Raw genomic sequence first — 24,152 nt, 5'->3', positions numbered from 1 at the left:
AGGAGGAAATGGATTGGAATCACTATTATCTTTTAAAAAAGTTACTAAGAAATTTAATGATACAACAATATTAAATAATATGAACTTAGATATTGAATCGGGATATTTTTATACGTTACTTGGTCCCTCAGGTTGTGGTAAAACTACGATTTTAAAGCTTATTGCAGGATTTGAACAACCTAATGAAGGTCAAATTATTTATAAAAATCAGTCTATCGAAAAATTACCTGCAAATAAACGTAAAGTAAATACAGTATTTCAAGATTATGCTTTATTTCCTCATTTAAATGTATATGAGAATATTGCTTTTGGTTTAAGACTAAAAAAGTTTTCTAAACAAGAGATTGATAAGGAAGTTAAAGAAGCATTAAAACTTGTTAAGCTCACAGGTTATGAACAACGTCATATTGATGAAATGAGTGGGGGACAAAAACAAAGAGTCGCTATTGCCAGAGCTATTGTAAATAAACCTGAAATTTTATTATTAGATGAATCTCTTTCGGCACTAGATTTAAAATTACGTACTGAAATGCAATATGAACTGCGTGAGTTACAAAAAAGATTAGGCATCACTTTTATTTTTGTTACTCATGATCAAGAAGAAGCATTGGCACTTAGTGATTATATTTTTGTGATGAAAGATGGTGAAATACAACAATTTGGTACACCAACAGATATTTATGATGAACCAGTGAATCGATTCGTGGCTGATTTTATTGGAGAATCTAATATTGTTGATGGCACAATGGTTAAAGATTTTGTAGTGAATATATATGGTCAGGATTTTGAATGTGTTGATGCTCGGATTCCATCTGGGAAAAAAATTGAAGTAGTGATTCGTCCAGAGGATATTTCTTTAGTTGAATCGACACAAGGTTTATTCACTGCAACTGTCGATTCAATGCTTTTTAGAGGTGTACATTACGAAATTTGTTGTATTGATGAAAAAGGGTATGAATGGGTTATTCAATCTACTAAAAAGACCACAATAGGAAGTCAGGTAGGTTTGTTTTTTGAACCGGAAGCTATTCATATTATGGTTCCTGGAGAAACTGAAGAAGAATTTGATAAACGTATTGAAAGTTATGAGGATATTGAACATGCGTAATTTAAATAAATTTCTCATCATTCCATATTTATTATGGATGATTATTTTTATTATTATTCCTGTGCTATTACTTGTATATTTTTCATTTATCGATATAAATGGTCATTTTAGTTTTACCAATTATCGACAAGTCTTTTCAATGAAATATTTAAAAATGATGTGGGATTCTATTTTTTATGCGGCACTTATAACAATCATTACACTAATTATAAGTTATCCTGCAGCCTATTTTATTAGATCTTCAAAATTCCAAAATATTTGGTTACTTATATTAATTATACCAACATGGATTAATTTATTGTTAAAAACTTATGCTTTTATTGGGATTTTAAGTCACGAAGGTATGATTAATAAAATGTTAGGTATAATGCATATTGATCCCCTAAATTTGTTGTTTACATCAGGTGCGTTTTTACTTGTTGCAAGTTATATTTATATACCATTTATGATTTTGCCTATTTTTAATAGCATGAAATCAATTCCTAATAATTTATTACAAGCTTCAAGTGATTTAGGTGCAAATACATTTACTACTTTTCGTAAAATCATACTTCCTTTGACTAAAGAAGGTATAATGACAGGTGTTCAAGTCACATTTATACCAGCACTATCATTATTTATGATTACTAGACTGATAGCTGGAAATAAAGTGATTAATATTGGTACATCTATTGAGGAACAATTTTTAGTTATTCAAAACTACGGAATGGGTTCGACAATAGCTATCTTTTTAATTGTATTTATGGCCTTTATCTTAATTATTACTAAATCTAAAGAAACAAATGGAAGAGGGTGAATTAAATGAAATGGTACGGAAAACTTTATATAGGAATATTACTTGTTGTATTATATCTTCCTATTTTTTTCTTAATGTTTTATTCGTTTAATTCAGCTGGAAATATGGTACATTTTGAACATTTTACATTAGAACATTATCAAGCTTTATTTCAAGATGATCATTTAATGTCTGTAATATTTAATACAATAGCAGTTGCATTGCTATCCGCAGCAGTATCTACTATTATAGGAACATTTGGAGCAATATCAATTTATTATTTGCGAAATAAGAAGTTTAAATTGACATTACTTACATTAAATAATGTACTAATGGTTTCATCTGATGTTGTCATAGGTGCCTCATTTTTAATTATGTTCACAGCTTTAGGACATATATTTGGATTAGGGCTAGGATTTGGAACAGTATTAGCATCGCATATTGCATTCTGTATACCTATAGTAGTCATTCTTGTGCTACCACAGCTATATGAAATGAATCATAATATGTTAAATGCAGCTCGTGATTTAGGCGCTACAGAATCTCAAGTACTCGGACGTATACTTTTACCAAACTTAATGCCTGCTATTATTGGTGGTTTTTTTATGGCACTTACCTATTCTCTAGATGATTTTACTGTAAGTTTTTTTGTGACAGGTAATGGATTTAGTGTCTTATCAGTAGAGGTGTATGCCATGGCTCGAAAAGGTATCAGTATGGAAATAAATGCTATTTCAACAATCTTATTTTTAGCTATTGTGCTAGGTATTATTGGATACTATGCACTTCAAAATACATTAAAACGTAGAAGTGCTAAAAGAGGTGCAATAGAATGAAACAATTTTTTCAGTTAATTATCGGTGCCATTGTAGTAGGATTGATATGTTTAGGAATAAGTCATTGGTTTAATTCTCAAGATAATACAAAAAATGGTAAAAAAGTCTATGTATATAACTGGGGAGAATACATTGATCCTGATTTAATAAAGAAATTTGAAAAAGAGACAGGTATACAAGTTGTTTATGAAACGTTTGATTCGAATGAAGCTATGGAAGCAAAAATTAAAAATGGTGGTACACATTATGATGTTGCATTTCCAAGTGAATATACGGTTCAAAAATTAAAAAGAGAACATTTATTAGAACCTTTAGATCATCAGAAAATACCCAATATTAAAAATTTGGATTCTGATTATATGAATATGGCTTATGATCCACATAATACCTATTCACTACCCTATTTTTTTGGAACGGTAGGTATTCTGTACAATAAAAAAGCGTATCCTAATGAACAATTTGATAGTTGGAGCGATTTATATCAGTCTAAATACAAAAATGACATATTACTTGTTGACGGGGCTAGAGAAATTATAGGGTTAGCTTTAAATAAATTGGGTTATAGTTTAAATGATTCCAATCCTGTTCATATTAAGCAAGCAGAACAAGACTTACAATCTCTTACACCTCAAGTTAGAGGGGTAGTAGGCGATGAAATTACTATGATGCTTCAACAAAATGAAGGCCATATTGCTGTAGTATGGAGTGGTGTAGCAGCACCACTTGTTCAAGACGGAAATACTTATGATTATGTGGTTCCTAAAGAAGGTTCGAATTTATGGTTTGATAATATGGTCATTCCTAAAACTGCTCAAAATAAAGAAGGGGCATACCAATTTATTAACTTTTTATTAGATGCCAAAAATAATAAACATAATACAGAATGGGTTGGGTATGCTACTCCGAATAAGGCAGCTAGAAATTTATTACCAAATAACATAAAAAACGATCCCCGTTTTTATCCAACTCAAAAAGAACAAAAACATTTAGAAGTTTATAAAGATTTAGGAGAGAAAACATTAGGAGAATATAACGAAAGTTTCTTGAATTTTAAAATGTCGTTAAAATAAGTGATAATTAGTAGTTATTTTCCTATAAATTAGATATAATAATCTGACAAGTCAATTAAGGAGTTGTAATAAATGTCAGGAGAACGATACACACAAATCAAACGACCTGTGAGCCGTTTAACTGAGAAACTTTTAGGTTGGATTAGTTGGATTTTCTTATTAATATTAACGGTTATTACAATGTTTATTGCACTCGTATCATTCAGTAATGATACATCTATTCAAAATCTTGAAAATTCCATGAATAATAATCAATTAATACAACAAATACTAGTTAACAATAGTCTAAATACGACTCAATTTGTTATATGGTTACAAAATGGAATTTGGGCAATTATCGTGTACTTTATCATTTGTTTATTAATTTCATTTTTAGCTTTAATTTCTATGAATATTAGAATTTTATCTGGAATATTATTTTTAATTGCTTCCATTATTACTTTGCCTTTAGTGTTATTATTTATTACATTAATTATTCCAATCTTCTTCTTCATTACAGCGATTATGATGTTTGCAAGAAGAAGTAAATTAGAAACTGTTCCAGCATATGGTTCTACTTACGATTATCCCCCTTATTATAATCAAAGAGATGATTATGATGACAGATATTATTATGAAGAAGAACCTACTCAATATAATGATGAAGAAGAGTACATAGAACCACCTCGTAAGACTAAAAAATCAGAACGTCGTACTCGTCGTAAACCTTCAAGTTATTATAATGAAAGAGAACATGATTATGAGGATTATAATCATATTAATCAAAATAATAATGAGCAAGATTTTAATGATGATATTGAGGAAGATAAATATAATCAATATCCTAAACGTGCTGTAACAAGTGAATATCAACAATCTTCAAATGATGATGATACTTCTGGCGTGCTTTCAAGACAAAGAAAGTATAAATATAAATCAAAAAATAGTATGCCGAATGAAGTTAATGATGATGAAAATAATGTAGAAACAGACTCATATATTGATAAGAAAGAACAAAAAGCACAACGTAAAAGAGAAAAAGCGGAATTACGTGCTAAGAAAAAAGAAAAACGTAAAGCTTATAATCAACGTATGAAAGAAAAAAGAAAGAATCAGCCAAGTGCTGTTAATCAACGTCGAATGAATTATGAAGAACGTAAGCAAATTTTAAATAAAGAAGAAAACAAAGAGAAACACTCAGTTGATCAGGAATAATTGAAGGTTATTAGTTTTACGTGTAACTCCCAAGCAATTTGAATTAAATGGCTTGGGAGTTTATTTATCGTCAATAAAAATAAAATTGGATAAGTATGTAATAATAGAAAGATATAAATTAAAATAAAATGCATACATAATTGAAATGATATAATCGCAATAATCAGTTCTATTGGAGTATTTGTAAAACCTACATTAATATTAAAAATTAAATCTATACTATTCATATTATGACATTGATATGAAAGTTTAATATAGTGTGGTTTGCAATGATATTATGGAAGTTATAATGAATTAAAAGAATACAGAGAAAAACTATTGTTAAGATATCATGTTCAATACCTTAACAATAGTTTTATTTTATGCAAAAAATTCTTTAAATGTTTCGATAATTAAATAAACATTAAGTAGGCTTAGAATAATAATTAAACTCCAAGAACAAAAGTTAATCCAGTTTTTATTATAAAAAGGGCCCATTAATTTTTTGTTGCTTGTTGCAAGTTGTAAAGGAATGAGTGAAAACGGTAAAGCGATACTTAAAAATACTTGAGAAAGTACTAAAAGTTGTTCCATTTTATTTTCATTACCTTTAAATACAATTAAACAAATTATAACAGGAATGACAGCTAAACCTCTAGTTATTAATCGTCTTAACCAATTTGGAATTGATAATCTTAAAAATCCTTCCATAACAATTTGACCTGAGAGTGTTCCAGTGATTGTAGAATTTTGTCCAGATGCAAGTAGTGCAATAGCGAATAATGTACTCATGATACTGCCAAGTACTGACCCTAGAAGCGGCTGAGTTTTAAGGGCATGATATAAATCATAAAATCCTCCTAATTTATCAGCATTAACACCATAAAATAGTGCAGCACCTAATATAAGTAACAAGCAATTTACTATAAAAGCGATGCTTAATTGTATATTAGAATCAATTGTTGCATATTTAATTGCTTGTGCCTTATCGTTCTCATTAGTTCTATCATATTTACGTGATTGTACAATCGAAGAATGTAAATAGAGATTGTGAGGCATAATTGTAGCACCAATAATCCCTAAAGCAATATACAGTACACTATGATTTGTAACGATATCCTTATGAGGAATAAACCCGTTAAGAATATTAATCACTTTAGGTGATGAAATAAATACTTCGAATAAGAAAATAATTAGAACAGTAAAAATTAATGTTCCGACAATCGCTTCGATTTTTCTGAAGCCAAATTTCATAATAAAGAGTAAAAGAAAAACATCTAAAACAGTTATAAGTGCACCTATAATTAAAGGAATATTAAACAATAAGTCTAGAGCTATTGCACTTCCGATAATTTCAGCAATATCTGTAGCGATAATAGCTAGTTCTGCTATTATCCAAAATATAATTGCTAACGGGCGATTTAAATAATGACGTGTCATTTGTGCTAAATCCATCTCTGTAGCAATACCTAATCTAACTGTCATGCTTTGCAAAAGCATTGCAGCTAAACTAGAAACTAAAATAATAAAAAGAAGAATATAGCCAAATTGTGCTCCGCCTTGCATAGATGTAATCCAGTTACCTGGATCCATATATCCCACCGCTACTAATAATCCTGGACCTAAAAAAGCTAAAAATTTTTGGCTTGCACTTTTATTACTATTAAAGTCTACTGTATTATTAATTTCGTCTAAGCTACGTTGTTTTTTATTACTCATATAATTCATTCATACACTCCTAAAATCTTTTTAATTATATTAACCTAAATATATTTTTAGGTCAACCTAAAAATGTTGTAAAAAAGAATATTACTGAATTTAGATGGATCTTCAAGACAGTGAGTGATTACCAATAAAATAAAAAACACCTGAGACTTCTAGTAAAGTCCCAGGCCGAAGAATAGTATTTATTCATATAATTTTAAGAATTCATCAAATGTTTCTTTAATAAAAGCTAAAAATGTTTCATCTGATTTTAATCGTTCATCACTAGGGGCTAAAGTACGTGCTATAAAAAATTCTCCTTTTTTCACATTTTTAACACGATCAATAGCTTGATGTAAATCAGTATCACTTAAATCTTTGATATATTGTTTATCTTTTTTCATGTGATTTAAACTAATTTGATAATCATTTGGAAGTTGTTTTAATGCATTAAAATGTTTGTCAAAAACTTTAACACGTTCTTCTTTATTTTTTCCTTCATGCATTATTCCATACATGATAAATAATTGATCCCTAAAAAGGCCAATTTGGAAGTGGGGTAACATTTTATAACCACGTTTATTAGGTGCAAAAGCGACCCAGGTATCTATAGGAGGATTAACACTTCTACGCGCATGTTTAGCAACATGTGCATAAAATGTTTCTCCAGTTTGAGAAGTGAAATACTCACTAAAATAATCGCCTAACTGATGTAATTGAGGTCTAATATATTTATTTAAAGCTTCCATTCGTTCATCTAAACCCTCAACGTCAAATGCTTTAAAATCTTTAGGTGTAAATGTGTATTGTGTCATTGATCTTCCTCCTATTTTAATAGTATGTTGAGTTTATTGTAGCATATATTTCAAAGTGATAATGATAGAATAGTAATATACAATATAGATAGTTAATTTAAACTAATAAGGTAGAGTCAGTACCTAGATGTTAGTCATTTAATTTTTAGGATTTTACCCCTCGTGGTTAGGAGAGTGTCATGAGATTAATAAAAGTAAAAGAAAAAAGACTATAATACAATACTAAAAATTTGGGAGAAATCTGTAGTAAAAACACATGATTTTTTTAAAGAAGAAGATAGAATGCAATTAAAAAATGACCTTCTAACTTATTTAAAATATGTAGATGCATATCTATGATTTTATGATAAAGAAGTTATTGGTTTTTCGGGAATTAATGATGAAAATTTGGAAATGTTGTTTATAGATCCTAAACATTTTAATAAAGGTTACGGTACAATCATACTTCAGTCACTGATTCAAGAAGATAAAATCCAATATGTAGATGTTAATAAAGATAACCAACATGCATTGAAATTTTATATTAAAAATGGTTTTAAAGCATATAGTGAATCTCAAAAAGACAATCAAGGTAGAGATTACCCGATTTTACATTTAAAATTAGCTTAATGATCTTTTATTTATTTATCTTCCATAATTATAAGATGAATGTACATATTTATTCATATATTTTAAATGTTTTCAGTCTTTTATATCATGGATTTGATAGGTTGCTTTTATTGGCGACCTATTTTTATGCTTATAAACTATTCATAAGAGTTTAATATATAGTGATGAAGGTATAAAATGATGTATAACAATTATAAAATTGATTTGATGTATAATAGTAAGCAACAGGAGATGATAGTATGTCGCTATATGATTTTGCTAAAGGCTTAGTTTTAGAAGCAGGAAATAAAGTTAGAATAATGATGAAGGAAGAATTAAATATTGAAACAAAATCAAATCCGAATGACTTAGTTACAAATGTTGATAAAGCTACTGAAAATTATATATATGATGCGATTACCCATAGTTATCCAGAACATCGTGTTATTGGGGAAGAAGGACATGGTCATGATTTAACTCATGTTGAAGGGGTCGTATGGGTAGTGGATCCAATTGATGGCACATTAAACTTTGTACATCAAAAAGAAAATTTTGCTATCTCAATTGGTATCTATCGAAATGGTAAACCATACGCTGGCTTTGTATATGATGTAATGAAAGATGTTTTATATCATGCCAAGGTAGGTGAGGGTGCATTTGAAAATAAACATCCATTATCTACGATTGAATCTACCACCCTAAAGAAAAGCTTAATTGGTATCAACCCAAATTGGGTAACCAAACCTAAAATGGGTCCTATATTTCAAGATATAGTAAATGATGCAAGAAGCTGTAGAGCATATGGTAGTGCAGCTTTAGAAATTATAAGTGTAGCTAAAGGACAATTGGCTGCTTATATCACACCTAGATTACAGCCTTGGGACTTTGCTGGTGGTCTTATTGTATTAAATGAAGTTGGAGGCGTAGCTAGTAACTTATTAGGTGAACCATTAAATATTTCAAGTGCGAATTCAGTATTAGTAGGAAATTCAAATATTCATAAAGAAATATTAGAAATTTATCTAGCACCTAATACGGCTACTTTAATAGATTTACATCAACGCTTTAAAAAATAAAAAATCTTATTTCAATAAAAAAAGCTTGAGGCAAAAATATCTCAAGCTTTATATATCTTAATGGTTGATTATAGCCAATTGTTTTCACGATACTTTTTCTTAAGCGTAAATCCGGCGCCAAACGTTGCAATGAAAAGAATAAATGTTAAAATCATCATTGGAATACTTCCGGCACCCACGCTGAAACTAAAGAGCACTAAAAATATAACTGCTACAATAGAAAGTATCCAGAATATACCTTTAGATTTTGGTTTTTCCATCCCCATCCCCACCTTTTAGTTATCTTTTGTTAATATTATGATATAATAAAAAAGTTGCAATTAAAAGTGGGAATTTACTCAAGAAAGGATATTATAAAATGACTAATAGAAGAGAAGATGTTCGTAATATTGCAATTATTGCTCACGTCGACCATGGTAAAACAACACTAGTTGACGAATTGCTTAAACAATCTGGAATCTTCAGAGAAAATGAGCATGTTGATGAAAGAGCAATGGACTCTAATGACTTAGAAAGAGAACGTGGTATTACAATTCTTGCTAAAAATACTGCGATAAATTATAAAGGTACAAGAATTAACATCTTAGATACACCAGGGCATGCTGACTTTGGTGGTGAAGTTGAACGTATCATGAAAATGGTAGATGGTGTTGTACTTGTTGTAGATGCCTACGAAGGTACGATGCCACAAACACGTTTCGTACTAAAAAAAGCATTAGAACAAAATTTAAAACCTGTTGTAGTAGTTAATAAAATTGATAAACCTTCTGCTAGACCAGAAGCGGTAGTAGATGAAGTATTAGATTTATTTATTGAACTTGAAGCAAATGATGAACAACTTGATTTCCCAGTTGTTTATGCATCAGCTGTAAATGGAACAGCGAGTCTTGATCCTGAAAAACAAGATGAAAACATGCAGTCTTTATATGAAACAATTCTTGATTACGTGCCTGCTCCAATTGATAACAGTGATGAACCACTACAATTCCAAGTAGCATTATTAGACTATAATGATTACGTTGGTCGTATTGGTATTGGTCGTGTATTTAGAGGTAAAATTCGTGTCGGCGATAATGTATCGCTTATTAAATTAGATGGTACAGTGAAAAACTTCCGTGTAACAAAAATCTTTGGTTTCTTTGGTTTAAAACGTGAAGAAATTGAAGAAGCACAAGCGGGAGATTTAATTGCTGTATCAGGAATGGAAGATATCAACGTAGGTGAAACAGTTACACCACATGATCATCAAGAAGCGTTACCAGTATTGCGTATTGATGAACCTACACTTGAAATGACATTCAAAGTAAATAATTCACCATTTGCTGGTCGTGAAGGTGATTTTGTAACTGCTCGTCAAATCCAAGAACGGTTAGATCAACAACTTGAAACAGATGTATCTTTAAAAGTTACACCAACAGATTCTCCAGATACGTGGATTGTAGCTGGCCGTGGAGAGTTGCACTTATCTATTTTAATTGAGAATATGAGACGTGAAGGGTTTGAACTTCAAGTTTCTAAACCTCAAGTTATTTTACGTGAAATTGATGGTGTATTAAGTGAACCATTTGAACGTGTTCAATGTGAAGTTCCATCTGAAAATGCTGGAGCAGTGATTGAATCACTTGGTGCGCGTAAAGGTGAAATGTTAGACATGTTAACAACTGATAATGGATTAACACGTTTAATCTTTATGGTACCTGCACGTGGTATGATTGGATATACAACTGAATTTATGTCTATGACACGTGGTTATGGCATTATTAATCATACATTTGAAGAATTTAGACCTCGTGTTAAAGCACAAATTGGTGGCCGTCGTAATGGTGCATTAATTTCAATGGATCAAGGACAAGCAACAGCCTATGCCATCATTGGTCTAGAGGACCGAGGTGTAAACTTCATGGAACCAGGTACTGAAGTTTATGAAGGTATGATTGTAGGAGAACATAACCGTGAAAACGACTTAACAGTTAATATTACTAAAGCTAAACATCAAACTAACGTACGTTCAGCAACAAAAGATCAAACTCAAACAATGAATCGTCCAAGAATTTTAACGTTAGAAGAAGCATTAGAATATATTAATGATGATGAATTGGTTGAAGTAACGCCTCAAAGTATCCGTTTAAGAAAGAAAATTTTAAATAAAGCTGCACGTGAAAAAGAAGCGAAACGTGTAAAACAAATGATGCAAGATCAATAAAACTAATAAAAAGACGCAACATCAAATTTGATGTTGCGTCTTTTTATTATTGAAAAGTATACTATAAGTTTTCATTTGGAAAATGGATATTAAATTTACGATTCTCATTTGGTCGTTGTCTAGGTGTGTCTAATCGACTTTTACAGTCACTACACATGAATGTTTTAATTGGATTATTACGTAGACGTTTAGCTTCAACTGTACGTTCATCAATTAAAACCTTAGTATCACAAATAATACATTGTACTTCTCGCAACTTAAATCACCTCAATACGAGTTACATATTTAAATTGATATGAATAAGCGTTCTCCTCGGGATTATAAACAAAGCTATCTACTGAATTATCATCGTACAATCGCTTACCATCTTTAGCAAATTGGAAAAATAGATAAGGTAATAATTCTAATGGAATTTCAATTGAAGATGTATCATTTGAAAGTTTAATTGTAGTTGCACTTTCTAAAGGCTCTGCATTTTTAAAAAATGGTGTCATATTTATTGCAAATGAATCTTCTAATACAGCACGTTTACGATACTTAATTTCAGAGTTTAATGTAGGAGGATTGGTTTGTCCTTCTAAAATAGCCCTATTCCATTCGCGGTTATCTTCAAATTTAATAGGTTTAGTTCCTTCAAAAATACCGTTTTCAATATCTTCTATTTTTACTTTTCTATCATCAAAAATCCATGTTGTACTATCTAAAGTAATAGGAAATTTGACGTCTCCTTTAATTTGAATCATCTTGCCCACTCCCTAGTTTCAATCTAACCATTATTTTATCATATTTAAAATGAAGGGTTTATTGAATAAACTTGCTTTTTAAAAGGTAGTAGGATAAACTTCTGATATGAAGATATTTAATGATAGGGGGAGAATGTGATGCCGAAGCAAATGAACATAAATAGTGCAGCTTATGAGCAATTAAATCAAGATGCTGACCGAATCTTGCATTTAATTAAGGTTCAAATGGATAATTTAACTATGCCATCTTGCCCACTATATGAAGAGGTTCTCGACACACAAATGTTTGGTTTACAAAAAGAAGTAGACTTTGCTGTGAAACTTGGTTTAGTTGATAAAGAAGACGGTAAAAATTTAATGCTTCGTTTAGAAAAAGAATTATCTAAATTGCATGAAGCATTCACAAACGTATAACTCTAAGTCTAATGCTTTGAATATGAAAGTGTTATAATGAGCAAGAATTAATAGATGTAATAATTTATGATAGTGACTGAAATGTTATGTAAATAATATTTTCAGTCCTTTTATTTTATTTTTTACGTTTATGTTTGTTAATTAATAATTACAAAGTATATAATAGTTTAGACAGAATTTAATTTGATAAATCGTTTTAATGAGCATATATAGTTTAAATTTTTAGAATTGGATGATCTTTTTTATGAATAATTTAAAAAATATATTTCGATACATAGGTAGAACCTCTAAGTTTATCGATTATCCATTATTAATTTCATATGTTATTTTGTGTTTTATAGGTTTAGTGATGGTTTATAGTGCCAGTATGGTGGCAGCTACTAAAGGAACGTTAACAGGTGGCGTTGAGGTTTCAGGTACATATTTTTATAACAGACAATTAATTTATGTTATCATGAGTTTCATTATTGTTTTTTTTATTTCATTTATGATGAATATAAAAGTCTTTAAACAATCAAAAGTTCAACAGTGGATTATGATTATCATCTTTGTCCTTTTATTTTTAACATTATTGGTAGGTAAAAATATTAATGGTTCAAAAAGTTGGCTTGACTTAGGATTTATGAATTTACAAGCTTCAGAGTTGCTAAAAATTGCTTTAATTCTTTATATTTCTTATGTATTAAGTAAAAAATTACCGCAGTTAAGAGGTAATTTAAGAATTATCAAAGGGCCAATTATTTTAATTATCCTTTGTTTAGGTTTAGTACTTTTACAAGGAGATATTGGACAAACATTATTAACATTAATTATTATATTAGCAATGTTTTTATTCGTAGGTATAGGTGCTAAGAAAATAGTAAAAGGACCTATTTTATATATTATTCTTGGATTTATTCTTATTGCTGGGTTCTTTATTTTCACTGGAATGATGCCAGAATATTTAAAGGCACGTTTTAGTACAATTTACGATCCTTTTAGTTCTTCTTCTGGAACTGGGTATCATTTATCCAATTCATTAATGGCAATCGGAAATGGAGGATTATTTGGTCGAGGATTAGGTAATGGAATCATGAAACTTGGCTATCTTCCAGAAGCGCATACAGATTTTATTTTCGCAGTAATTTGTGAAGAATTAGGACTGATTGGTGCCTTATTAGTAATAGGATTATTATTTTTTATTGTATTCCGTGCATTTATATTAGCCACTAAAACATCTTCATATTTTTATAAATTAATATGTGTTGGTGTAGCGAGTTATATTGGTAGTCAAACGTTCGTAAATTTAGGAGGTATATCAGCTACGATTCCTCTTACAGGGGTTCCTCTTCCATTTATAAGTTTTGGTGGTTCATCAATGATCAGCTTAAGTATTGCTATGGGATTATTATTGTTAGTAGCAAGACAAATTAAAATTGAAGAAAAAAGAGCAATAAAAAATAAAAAAACAAAAGTGGATATTCCTAGACAATATTAAAATCATTTAATGATAGATGTAAATATGTAACTAACATTATTAAGAGTGGAAGCAAGAATTAAAAAATTTGCTTCCACTCTTTTTACATTTATGTGACAAGTTAAAGGATTACTAGTCTACAGTAGCGTCTTCAAACTATAAATGATAATATAAAGTTATTAAGTATAATAATTATTAATGATTACATTTTAAAATAGTGATTAAGCTAACCTAGTTACTATATTTTCATTTTATAAATTGTATGTAAAAAAGTATTAGCTTTCTCATGTATTTTAAGATAAAATTTTATTATCTAATTAGTTAGAATATTCAAAATATAAAGGGGTGTTTCTTGTTTGAATCATATAAAAAAATTATTAGTAGCCAATCGTGGTGAAATTGCAATTAGAATTTTTAGAGCAGCAACGGAATTAAATATTCAAACAGTAGCAATTTATTCAAACGAAGACAAAAATTCATTACATAGATATAAAGCCGATGAATCATATTTAGTGGGAAAAGATTTAGGACCAGCCGAAAGTTATTTAAATATTGAACGTATTATTGAAGTAGCAAAACGTGCGAATGTAGATGCAATACATCCTGGTTATGGCTTTTTAAGTGAAAATGAAGAATTTGCAAGACGTTGTAATGAAGAGGGCATAACATTTATTGGTCCTCACCTAGACCATTTAGATATGTTTGGTGATAAAGTAAAAGCAAGAACAACTGCAATTAAAGCAAATTTACCAGTTATACCAGGAACAGATGGACCAATTGAAAATTTTGATGCAGCAAAGGCATTTGCTAAAGAAGCAGGATTCCCACTGATGATTAAAGCCACAAGTGGTGGTGGTGGAAAAGGTATGCGTATTGTTCGCGAAGAAAGTGAATTAGAAGATGCGTTTCATCGTGCGAAATCTGAAGCACAAAAATCATTTGGTAATAGTGAAGTATATATCGAAAGATACATCGATAATCCCAAACATATTGAAGTTCAAGTTATTGGCGATGAATATGGTAATATTGTTCATCTATATGAGCGTGATTGTTCTGTACAACGTCGTCATCAAAAGGTAGTTGAGGTAGCACCATCTGTAGGCTTACCTGATGAATTAAGAGAACGTATTTGTCAGTCTGCATTACAATTAATGAAAAATATCAAATATGTTAACGCTGGAACAGTGGAATTTTTAGTATCTGGCGATGAATTCTTTTTCATTGAAGTCAATCCACGTGTTCAGGTAGAGCATACGATTACAGAAATGATTACAGGAATTGATATCGTTAAAACTCAAATTTTAGTAGCAGATGGAGCAAGTCTATTTGACAAACGTATCGCTTTACCTCCTCAAGAAGAAATCCAAACACTTGGTTATGCTATTCAATGTCGTATCACTACCGAAGATCCTACAAATGATTTTATGCCAGATTCTGGTACGATTATTGCTTATCGTTCAAGTGGTGGTTTTGGTGTACGTTTAGATGCAGGAGATGGTTTCCAAGGCGCTGAAATTTCGCCTTACTATGACTCACTATTAGTGAAATTATCTACTCATGCCATTACTTTTAAACAAGCTGAAGAAAAAATGGAACGCTCTTTACGAGAAATGCGTATTCGTGGTGTAAAAACAAATATTCCGTTTTTAGTTAACGTTATGCGTAATGAAAAATTCCGAAGTGGAGATTATACAACAAAATTTATTGAAGAAACACCGGAATTATTCGATATTGCACCTACATTAGACCGTGGTACTAAAACATTAGAATACATTGGGAATGTAACCATTAATGGTTTTCCGAATGTCGAAAAACGTACGAAGCCAGACTATGAGTCAACTTCGATTCCGCAAGTTTCAAAAAAGAAAATTCAACATCTATATGGTACAAAACAATTACTAGATGAAAAAGGCCCTAGTGGAGTTGCAGATTGGGTTAAAGCACAAGATGATGTTTTAATTACTGATACGACATTCCGTGATGCGCATCAATCTTTACTTGCTACGCGTGTACGTACAAAAGATATGTTAAATATAGCTTCTAAAACTGCTGAAGTATTTAAAGATAGTTTTTCTTTAGAAATGTGGGGAGGCGCTACTTTTGATGTGGCATACAACTTCTTAAAAGAAAATCCTTGGGAGCGTTTAGAAAAACTTAGAAAAGCGATTCCAAATGTATTATTCCAAATGTTATTAAGAGCTTCAAATGCTGTGGGTTATAAGAATTATCCTGATAATGTAATTCAAAAATTTGTAGATGAAAGTGCTAAAGCAGGTGTAGATGTTTTCCGTATTTTCGACTCATTAAACTGGGTAGATCAAATGAAAGTGGCAAATGAAGCGGTACAAAAAGCAGGTAAAATTTCAGAGGGTACTATTTGTTACACAGGGGATATTTTAAACTCAGAACGTTCAAATGTGTTCACTTTAGATTACTATGTTAAATTAGCTAAGGAATTAGAACGTGAAGGTTTCCATATTTTAGCAATTAAAGATATGGCTGGCTTATTAAAACCTAGAGCAGCATATGAACTGGTTGGAGAATTAAAAGCTGCAGTTAATTTACCAATCCATTTACATACACATGATACAAGTGGAAATGGTTTATTAACCTACAAACAAGCCATCGATGCTGGTGTAGATATTATCGATACAGCTATTGCATCGATGAGTGGCTTAACAAGTCAACCAAGTGTGAACTCCTTATATTATGCATTAGATGGGTTTAAACGAAATATGCGTACAGATATTCAAGGTTTAGAAGAATTAAGTCACTATTGGAGTACTGTTCGCCCATACTACGTTGACTTTGAAAGTGATATTAAGTCACCTAATACAGAAATTTATCAACATGAAATGCCAGGTGGTCAATACTCTAATTTAAGTCAACAAGCTAAAAGTTTAGGTCTTGGTGAACGTTTTAATGAAGTCAAAGATATGTATCGTCGTGTTAATTTCTTGTTTGGAGATATTGTTAAAGTGACACCATCTTCAAAAGTGGTAGGAGATATGGCGTTATATATGGTACAAAATGATTTAGATGAACAATCTATTATTGAACAAGGTTATAAATTAGATTTTCCTGAATCAGTAGTGTCATACTTTAAAGGTGAGATTGGTCAACCAGTAAATGGCTTTAATAAACAATTGCAGGATATTATTTTAAAAGGTCAACAACCGCTAACTGAACGTCCAGGAGAATATTTAAAACCAGTAGATTTTGATGAAATACGAGAACAATTACAAGATAAAAATTATGGTGAAGTGACTGAGCAAGATATTATAAGTTATGTACTTTATCCAAAAGTATTTGATCAATTTATTCAAACTAGACAACAATATGGTAACTTATCATTACTTGATACACCGACATTCTTCTTTGGTATGCGTAACGGTGAGACTGTAGAAATTGAAATTGAAAACGGAAAACGTTTAATTATTAAACTTGAAACAATTAGTGAAGCAGATGAAAAGGGTAATCGAACAATTTATTACGTGATGAATGGTCAAGCTCGTCGTATTACGATTAAAGATGAAAACATAAAAACAAATGCGAATGTAAAACCTAAAGCAGATAAAACAAATCCAAATCATATAGGAGCTCAAATGCCAGGAAGTGTGACTGAAGTTAAAGTTTCAGTAGGTGATGAGGTTAAAGTAAATCAACCACTATTAATCACTGAAGCCATGAAAATGGAAACAACAATTCAAGCTCCATTTAATGGAGTGATTAAAAAAGTTACTGTTGGAAATGGTGATGCTATTGCAACGGGAGATTTATTAATCGAAATTGAAAAATCTGAGTAGGTATTAAAAAGTTTAAAAGCATAAGATAGAAAGTTAAATGACATTCTATCTTATGCTTTTTTGCATAAAAAACACGTTAGAGATTCCATGTTTTACAATAACTCTAACATGTCTTTTAAAACTTTATTTGATTTTTGATTTTTCACTTCTAATTGAACGAAGCATGAGTAAAATAAAGTAAGCGATTAAGCCAAAAAGTATAGTAATACAAAGTGCGTGTAGCAATGCAATAATTAAATTAACATGTGTGATTACAGACAATGCACCCGTAATCACTTGTAAAATAATTAAAATAAATGCAGCAGTATAGCCATATCTAATTGTACGGTTTTCAGAATAATTTTTGATGGCATGAATAAATGTAATCATAATCCAACAAAAAGTGATAAATGCCATACCGCGATGTGCAAATTGTACCCAATCTTGCTCAGTATGGGGTACTAAATTATTAAACGGCAATGGCCAGCTTCCATATGCTAAACTTGCTTTAGCGTGGCGAACCAAAGCACCAGTGTAAATAGTGACATAAACAACGCCCGTCATAATCCAAGTAAGATTGCGCAATGGTTTTTTTATAAATAATTCATCAGCCTCATATTTTTTATCCACTTCAAAAATAATAAGCATTAATACGAACACAGAAGAAAAACTAATTAATGAAATTCCAAAATGTAAGGCTAAAACGTAAGAATTTTGTTGCCAAATAACAGCTGCTGCGCCAATTAAGGCTTGAATTAATAGGAAAGCGACACTAATAATTGCTAAAGGTTTAACCTCTTTTATGTATCCTATATTTTTCCAAGCTGTGATGGCCAACCATAACACAACAATTAATGATAAACCTGATACAGCTCGGTGACTCAATTCAATGATTGTAGCAATTGGCAAATTCTGAGGTAATAAAGCGCCGTGACATAAAGGCCATGAAGCACCACAGCCATCTTCAGAGCCCGTCTTAGTTACTAAGGCGCCCCCAAGTTGTACCAATGCCATAATAATTGTTGCTACGATTGATAACCATTTAAGGTTTCGTTTGTTAAACAAGTTTAAACACCCCATCATTAATTTAAAATATTTTGTAATATGATATCCATTTATGCTCTGATTTTAATATAAAAGATATAATTATAAATATTACAACTATTATACTACAATAATTAAAGACAAAAAATTAGTGAGACAGGAAGTCGTTAAAGTGTCACAATTTAAATAGATATAACCTAGCCTTTTATAAGTAATTATTATATCATAGTACTATATGAAAATTTTAAGGAGGGGAACCATGAGTAAAGAACACACTTTATCACAGCCGTCAAGTAGAGTGTCTTTTAAAGAACTACAACAAATTATTAAAATGGGCTTGGTACAGGGTAACCTAATTCCTGCTTTTGCAGGCGCTTGGTTAGCTATTGTAATGACAAATCATTCCTTCCTATCGTCAATACCTCAAATCCTATTAATGTTGATAGGTTCGACATTAATTATGGGTGGTGCTTGTGCATTAAATAATTATTATGATCAAGATATCGATAAAATTATGCCAAGTAAACAAAGTAGACCAACAGTAAACGATAGAATTTCAGATAAACATTTATTAATGTTAAGTTTTGGTATGATGTTAGTAGGAGAAGCATGTTTATTCTTATTAAATGTGCCATCAGGTGTTTTAGGACTTTTTGGTATAGTAGGATATGTATCATATTATTCAATCTGGTCTAAAAGACATACGACTTGGAACACAGTAGTAGGAAGTTTTCCAGGTGCTGTGCCACCTTTAATTGGATGGACAGCTATTGATGGACAAATAAGTCTTGTAGCTTTTGCTTTATTTTTAGTTGTCTTTTGTTGGCAGCCTATTCATTTCTATGCTTTAGCTATTAAACGTAGTGATGAATATTCATTAGCAAATATTCCTATGTTACCTTCAGTAAAAGGCTTTAAACGTACAAGAGTAAGTATGTTTATTTGGTTAGTATTTTTATTACCATTACCGTTCTTATTATCTAGTTTAGGCACTACGTTTGTTGTATTAGCAACTTTATTAAATCTTGGATGGATTTTTATAGGTTTAACAACATTTAAGAAAAATACTGATCAAACTAAGTGGGCAACAAAAATGTTTATCTATTCACTAAATTATTTAGTAGTATTCTTTGCATTAGTTGTTGTCATCTCTTTAATAAAAATGATTTAAAATATCTAAGTTAAATAAGGATGGAACATATGAGTTTACCAATTCTACCAACTATTAGTACAAGCTGTATCGTAATTAGTGCTATTTTAGTAGCAATAGGATGGTGGCAAATTGCTCATCGTCATGTTAATACTCACAAAAAAGTTATGTTATGGGCAGCATTTTTCGCATTAACGTTTTTTATAATTTACGCAACTCGAACGATATTTATAGGTAATACAGATTTTGGTGGTCCAGATTCTGTTAGAACATATTATAAGATATTCTTAATCTTCCACATTAATCTTGCTACGATTGGTGGCGTATTAGGATTAGTTCAAATTATTACTGCATTTAAAGATAAATTTAAATGGCATAGAAGAATCGGACCTGTCGCTTCAATTATATGGTTCTTTACTGGTATTACAGGTGTGGCAGTATACTTATTACTATATGTAATTTATCCAGGTGGAGAAACTACATCGGTGATTAAAGCCACACTAGGTTTATAACAATATTGAATATTTTAAAGAATAGCCTGGGACATAATGAGTGTCTCAGGTATTTTTAATATTTTGGCAGTCGATGATCAAATTGTTTAGTATAAATTATGTTTTAATATTAATTGTTTATTTTATTTGTAAATAGGTATAATGTAGTTTAATTAATAAATTTGGAGTTTAGAAAAAAAGAATGGCTTGATTGTTAAAATAGTTATTTTGTACAATATATATAATTCTAAAGAGGTGGGGGAGCAATGACTAAGTTAGTAATCAAAGTTTTAGGAGTCGTATTTTTAATTACATTTTTAATTTATTTATTTTACTCACCAAGATTAAAATTTGATGTTCTTGAAAATCCTAATAACAACAATAAAATAAGTCATTCAAATCAAGTATCACATTCCGTGGAAAAACAGACTGAAAATCCTGCTCCCAAAAATGGGATAGGTACTTGGATAGATAAAGATATTAATTATCTTACAAATAAATATGGACAAGCAAATCGTACATATCCTGTTAAAGGCGGATATACTGATTATATATTTAAGAGAAAACAACAATATTATATTGTTACTACAAAACATGATGAAATTAAATCTGTTTATGCTACTGGAGAAAAAGCTCAAACCGGATCATTAAAAATCAATGAAAATGCTTCACATATATTTGAAAAAACTAGTATTAATCCTGACCCCTCTTTTAAAGTGAATGGAAAACAATATAATTTTGAGTTATCAGATGAAGATATTAAAACTCAAACTCTAATTAAATATGGTAATATTTATGCTCAAGTTTATGTGGATCAACAATCAAATCGAATTATGGGTATTCGATATCTAGATAAAGAACTATTAGCATTTATAAAACCTTATCAATTAACAGATGAAGAAGATATTTCAGATGATAAATTTAATAATGACAGAAATAATAAAGATTCATTACCATATGAACAAAGCCCAAATCAATTGATAACCCTCTATGAAATTACTAATCAAATGAGAGATTTAAAACATATTCCACCATTGAAAGTAAATTCAGACATTTCACATATTGCTTCAGCAAATTTATATGAAGCAACTGGTACAGAAGATGTTGAATTTACAGAAGAAGCCCTTAAGAGCCAACTTGGTAACGAAAACATTGACTTTATAGCTACAAGTCAAAATGTGGGCTATGATTTTGATGACGTGCCTACATTAATTCATAGTTGGATGAATTCGGATATACACCGTTCAAGAATGTTAAATAAAAAGTATAATGAAATGGGTGGAGAAGTAATGAGAAATTATTATTCACTTATTTTTGTACAAAAATAGGTTGTGAGGTGACCGATAATGTATACAGAGGAAACATTATCAATTTTAGATGAAATTGAAGATTTATCAGACATGATTGTACAATCAAAAGTGTATTTTAATTATAGAGAAGCTCAAAAAACACTTAAACAAGATGATGAAGCACATTTACTGTATCAAGCTTTTTTAAAATCAAAAGAACGTTATGATGAAGTGATGCGCTTTGGTAGATATCACCCAGATTATCAAAATGTAATGTTAGATACACGTCGACGTAAGCGAGCTTATGAAATGTTGCCTAATGTAATGGATTACAAATCTAAGGAAGTACAATTACAAAATTTAATAGATGAAGTGTTGACTAAAATCGCATTATCTGTGTCAGAAAATGTAAAGATTGAAGTGGGTAATCCATTTTTTAAAACGGATTCTAAAGGCTGCGCCTCAGGAGGTACATGTAATTGTCGTTTATAATTAAAAATAAAATCTAGTAAATCAGAGGTTGAGTTGCAAAATGAGATGTCAGCATATTTTTACTTTAATTATTGAAGATTAATATATTAAAAGAATCTGAGACAACTATGATGTATGTCCCAGATTCTTTTATGTATATATTTTAATTTTATATAGAATGAGTGTATTTAATTTGAGGTATGTTGTTTTAGTAGTGATTTAAATTGTTTACCTAAATCAGGACGGTCAGTAACAATGGTGTGGACACCTTTTTGATACAAATCATACATTAAGTCAACACTATTGATGCCATAATAACCTGGCACAATATTTAATAAGTTAAGCCATTGAATAAAATGAGTTGATGATAATGGGATACCTTTGAATTTTATAGGCATTTGAAATGTGTCAGCTTGAGGATGATAATGATAACCTAGTCCTAAAATAAACTTAATCACACCTTCAGTCACTTCATGTTGACTTGCACCAGTAGCTATTTCTCCATTGCTTATTGCTCTAAAACGTTCATTTTGTTCTTTATGAAAACTTGTTACAAGTACACGTTTCTCAGCATGATGATGCTTTATAATATCATACATTTTTTTAGGCGCAATAGCTCCTTCATAACTACTTGGAGTATCTTTTAAATCTACATTGATATATTTGCTAGGATACATTTCTAAAAGTTCATCGAAAGTTAAAATTTTAGCTTGTTGATGACCTCTATAAATATGGCGACCATTGATATCAGTAAAATGAAATCCTGCATCTAATTTTTTTAATTCTTTTAATGTGTAATCACATACTTTTCCTGAACCATTAGTAGTACGGTCGACTGTAGCATCGTGAAAAACAATCAATTCTTCATCTTTAGTTAGTCTCACATCTGTTTCAAAGCCATCTAAACCATAATCAACAGCATTATCGAAAGCTAATTGTGTTTGTTCTGGTCGAACTGACATTCCACCTCTATGTGCAAAAATATAAGGTGCTGGTCCATTAAAAAAGTAAGGTATGTCTTTAAGCATTTTAGGCTTTTGATTTCTTTTTAAAAGTAATAAACTGCTTAGTATACCCATACTAGTGATACCCAAGTTAAAAAAATTCTTCTTAATGTGTTTCAAGGTATAACCTCCTAAAGTTCATTTAAAATTAATAATTAAAGAAATATTTTTCGAAAGTTAAGTGTTGAGATATTGAATGTATTTTATAAAATTATTAGTCATGGTATAGTAATTATGCATAATAAATGGAGTGAGTGAAATAATATGGAATTGATTCCAAGAGTTAGCTTAATTATTTACTTAAAGCATATTAAACATGAAAGACAGATACGTAAATATGGACATATCGTTTATACTAATAAACCTCGAAAGTATGTAGTAATGTATGTTAATGAATATGAAGTAGACGATATTCTCCAGAAATTAATGAAATTAAAATATGTTTTATATATTGATGGATCCCCTTATAAAAACTTGAAAAAAACATATGATAAAGAAAAGCATGAAAAGCTTTAAGATGTATTTAAACATTGTTATTGCATCGGTGGGATCCAATTTTGTAAACGAAGTACGCTAATTAAATATTTAAAATATAAATCATTCGTATGAAATGCATTTGGCGGTTGAACATCAATGCCGACAATAGGAATATCATACGATTGAGCTTGTTCATTAATCATCTCAAATTTTTTATTACTATTTGGGTAGGGATATTTTAAAGCGTTTAACATCATATATATGGCTTGAAATTGTTTACCGGTCGTAGGATTCATAATAATTGCGACTGATGATAATTGTTTGTCTGACTGTGGTGTATGGAAATAGACAACCTTGTCTATTCTTGCATGATTATATTCAATAAGAGTAAGAAATTCGAATAAATCTGTAAGTCCTTCTCCTAAAATAATAAATGATTGTTTCATAAATATTTAATTCTCCTTTTTCAAAATAAATTAT

Annotated in this window: 23 protein-coding genes and 1 pseudogene; 16 read left to right on the top strand and 8 right to left on the bottom strand. The window is 30.2% G+C overall.

Going from position 1 to position 24,152, the window contains the following annotated elements; genetic code table 11:
- Window positions 1-13: 13 nt before the first annotated feature.
- The 5 genes from MHI13_RS07970 to auxB all read left to right on the top strand — a co-directional run bounded on the left by MHI13_RS07970 (window position 14) and on the right by auxB (window position 4,983).
- Window positions 14-1,108 (top strand): ABC transporter ATP-binding protein, encoded by a 1,095-nt coding sequence (locus tag MHI13_RS07970; RefSeq protein ID WP_017175746.1) that lies wholly within the window; start codon window positions 14-16, stop codon window positions 1,106-1,108.
- Window positions 1,101-1,904, top strand: a complete 804-nt coding sequence (locus MHI13_RS07965; RefSeq protein WP_049382527.1) for an ABC transporter permease — start codon at window positions 1,101-1,103, stop codon at window positions 1,902-1,904. The genes MHI13_RS07970 and MHI13_RS07965 overlap by 8 nt, the downstream gene beginning before the upstream one ends.
- A 5-nt stretch (window positions 1,905-1,909) precedes the next feature.
- The gene (locus MHI13_RS07960; RefSeq protein ID WP_017175744.1) at window positions 1,910-2,719 is read left to right on the top strand and encodes an ABC transporter permease; all 810 of its coding nucleotides are present in this window, start codon (window positions 1,910-1,912) and stop codon (window positions 2,717-2,719) included.
- Window positions 2,716-3,789, top strand: a complete 1,074-nt coding sequence (locus tag MHI13_RS07955) for an ABC transporter substrate-binding protein (protein ID WP_054105432.1) — start codon at window positions 2,716-2,718, stop codon at window positions 3,787-3,789. The genes MHI13_RS07960 and MHI13_RS07955 overlap by 4 nt, the downstream gene beginning before the upstream one ends.
- A gap of 72 nt (window positions 3,790-3,861) precedes the next feature.
- Complete coding sequence (gene auxB, locus MHI13_RS07950; RefSeq protein ID WP_017175742.1) at window positions 3,862-4,983, top strand: lipoteichoic acid stability factor AuxB; 1,122 nt, start codon at window positions 3,862-3,864, stop codon at window positions 4,981-4,983.
- Between the two features lie 360 nt (window positions 4,984-5,343).
- Here auxB and MHI13_RS07945 read toward each other — a convergent pair whose 3' ends face one another.
- On the bottom strand, window positions 5,344-6,690 hold the full coding sequence (locus MHI13_RS07945; RefSeq protein ID WP_054105434.1) for an Nramp family divalent metal transporter: 1,347 nt from the start codon (window positions 6,688-6,690) through the stop codon (window positions 5,344-5,346).
- 179 nt (window positions 6,691-6,869) lie between these two features.
- Window positions 6,870-7,481, bottom strand: a complete 612-nt coding sequence (locus MHI13_RS07940; RefSeq protein WP_002448079.1) for a YktB family protein — start codon at window positions 7,479-7,481, stop codon at window positions 6,870-6,872.
- A 354-nt stretch (window positions 7,482-7,835) separates the two neighbouring features.
- Here MHI13_RS07940 and MHI13_RS07935 point away from each other — a divergent pair.
- A pseudogene (locus tag MHI13_RS07935) lies at window positions 7,836-8,090 on the top strand (GNAT family N-acetyltransferase); the annotation flags it as partial.
- 239 nt (window positions 8,091-8,329) lie between these two features.
- A complete protein-coding gene (locus MHI13_RS07930) occupies window positions 8,330-9,145 on the top strand; it encodes an inositol monophosphatase family protein (protein WP_002448077.1) in 816 nt (271 codons plus the stop codon).
- Between the two features lie 68 nt (window positions 9,146-9,213).
- Here the strand turns inward: MHI13_RS07930 and MHI13_RS07925 are convergent, their stop codons facing one another.
- Window positions 9,214-9,405, bottom strand: coding sequence for a DUF5325 family protein (locus tag MHI13_RS07925; RefSeq protein WP_002448174.1), 192 nt, complete (start codon window positions 9,403-9,405; stop codon window positions 9,214-9,216).
- A gap of 98 nt (window positions 9,406-9,503) precedes the next feature.
- Here MHI13_RS07925 and typA point away from each other — a divergent pair, with 98 nt between their 5' ends.
- On the top strand, window positions 9,504-11,348 hold the full coding sequence (gene typA, locus MHI13_RS07920) for a translational GTPase TypA (RefSeq protein ID WP_070548282.1): 1,845 nt from the start codon (window positions 9,504-9,506) through the stop codon (window positions 11,346-11,348).
- A 61-nt stretch (window positions 11,349-11,409) separates the two neighbouring features.
- On the opposite strand, the gene MHI13_RS07915 is transcribed toward typA, so the two are convergent.
- Window positions 11,410-11,604, bottom strand: coding sequence for a DUF2197 domain-containing protein (locus MHI13_RS07915; protein WP_070548280.1), 195 nt, complete (start codon window positions 11,602-11,604; stop codon window positions 11,410-11,412).
- Between the two features lies 1 nt (window position 11,605).
- Complete coding sequence (locus tag MHI13_RS07910; RefSeq protein WP_048681495.1) at window positions 11,606-12,091, bottom strand: hypothetical protein; 486 nt, start codon at window positions 12,089-12,091, stop codon at window positions 11,606-11,608.
- 138 nt (window positions 12,092-12,229) lie between these two features.
- On the opposite strand from MHI13_RS07910, the gene MHI13_RS07905 reads away from it, so the two are divergent.
- The 3 genes from MHI13_RS07905 (at window position 12,230) to MHI13_RS07895 (ending at window position 17,767) form a co-directional block, all read left to right on the top strand.
- Entirely contained in the window at window positions 12,230-12,505 is a 276-nt protein-coding gene (locus MHI13_RS07905) for a YlaN family protein (RefSeq protein ID WP_017175737.1), read from the top strand.
- Between the two features lie 244 nt (window positions 12,506-12,749).
- A complete protein-coding gene (ftsW, locus tag MHI13_RS07900) occupies window positions 12,750-13,982 on the top strand; it encodes a cell division peptidoglycan polymerase FtsW (protein ID WP_070548278.1) in 1,233 nt (410 codons plus the stop codon).
- A 335-nt stretch (window positions 13,983-14,317) separates the two neighbouring features.
- A complete protein-coding gene (locus MHI13_RS07895) occupies window positions 14,318-17,767 on the top strand; it encodes a pyruvate carboxylase (RefSeq protein WP_017175735.1) in 3,450 nt (1,149 codons plus the stop codon).
- A 123-nt stretch (window positions 17,768-17,890) separates the two neighbouring features.
- Here MHI13_RS07895 and MHI13_RS07890 read toward each other — a convergent pair whose 3' ends face one another.
- Window positions 17,891-18,811, bottom strand: coding sequence for a COX15/CtaA family protein (locus MHI13_RS07890; protein ID WP_017175734.1), 921 nt, complete (start codon window positions 18,809-18,811; stop codon window positions 17,891-17,893).
- Between the two features lie 238 nt (window positions 18,812-19,049).
- Here MHI13_RS07890 and cyoE point away from each other — a divergent pair, with 238 nt between their 5' ends.
- The 4 genes from cyoE to MHI13_RS07870 all read left to right on the top strand — a co-directional run bounded on the left by cyoE (window position 19,050) and on the right by MHI13_RS07870 (window position 22,212).
- Window positions 19,050-19,961, top strand: coding sequence for a heme o synthase (gene cyoE / locus MHI13_RS07885; RefSeq protein ID WP_017175733.1), 912 nt, complete (start codon window positions 19,050-19,052; stop codon window positions 19,959-19,961).
- A 29-nt stretch (window positions 19,962-19,990) separates the two neighbouring features.
- A complete protein-coding gene (locus MHI13_RS07880; protein ID WP_017175732.1) occupies window positions 19,991-20,452 on the top strand; it encodes a DUF420 domain-containing protein in 462 nt (153 codons plus the stop codon).
- A 245-nt stretch (window positions 20,453-20,697) separates the two neighbouring features.
- Window positions 20,698-21,759: a CAP-associated domain-containing protein gene (locus tag MHI13_RS07875; RefSeq protein WP_054105436.1), complete on the top strand. Its 1,062-nt coding sequence runs from the start codon at window positions 20,698-20,700 to the stop codon at window positions 21,757-21,759.
- An 18-nt stretch (window positions 21,760-21,777) separates the two neighbouring features.
- A complete protein-coding gene (locus tag MHI13_RS07870) occupies window positions 21,778-22,212 on the top strand; it encodes a YlbF family regulator (protein WP_017175730.1) in 435 nt (144 codons plus the stop codon).
- 167 nt (window positions 22,213-22,379) lie between these two features.
- Here the strand turns inward: MHI13_RS07870 and MHI13_RS07865 are convergent, their stop codons facing one another.
- Window positions 22,380-23,315 carry a glycerophosphodiester phosphodiesterase gene (locus MHI13_RS07865; RefSeq protein WP_019835749.1) on the bottom strand — a complete coding sequence of 312 codons (936 nt, stop codon included), beginning with the start codon at window positions 23,313-23,315 and terminating at the stop codon, window positions 22,380-22,382.
- 144 nt (window positions 23,316-23,459) lie between these two features.
- On the opposite strand from MHI13_RS07865, the gene MHI13_RS07860 reads away from it, so the two are divergent.
- Window positions 23,460-23,711, top strand: a complete 252-nt coding sequence (locus MHI13_RS07860; RefSeq protein WP_340761038.1) for a DUF2129 domain-containing protein — start codon at window positions 23,460-23,462, stop codon at window positions 23,709-23,711.
- A gap of 17 nt (window positions 23,712-23,728) precedes the next feature.
- On the opposite strand, the gene MHI13_RS07855 is transcribed toward MHI13_RS07860, so the two are convergent.
- Complete coding sequence (locus MHI13_RS07855) at window positions 23,729-24,118, bottom strand: DUF7147 family protein (RefSeq protein WP_019835748.1); 390 nt, start codon at window positions 24,116-24,118, stop codon at window positions 23,729-23,731.
- Between the last annotated feature and the right edge of the window lie 34 nt (window positions 24,119-24,152).

Source organism: Staphylococcus sp. FSL K6-0223 (genome assembly GCF_038008285.1).
This window is presented reverse-complemented; position numbering and strand designations above follow the sequence as displayed.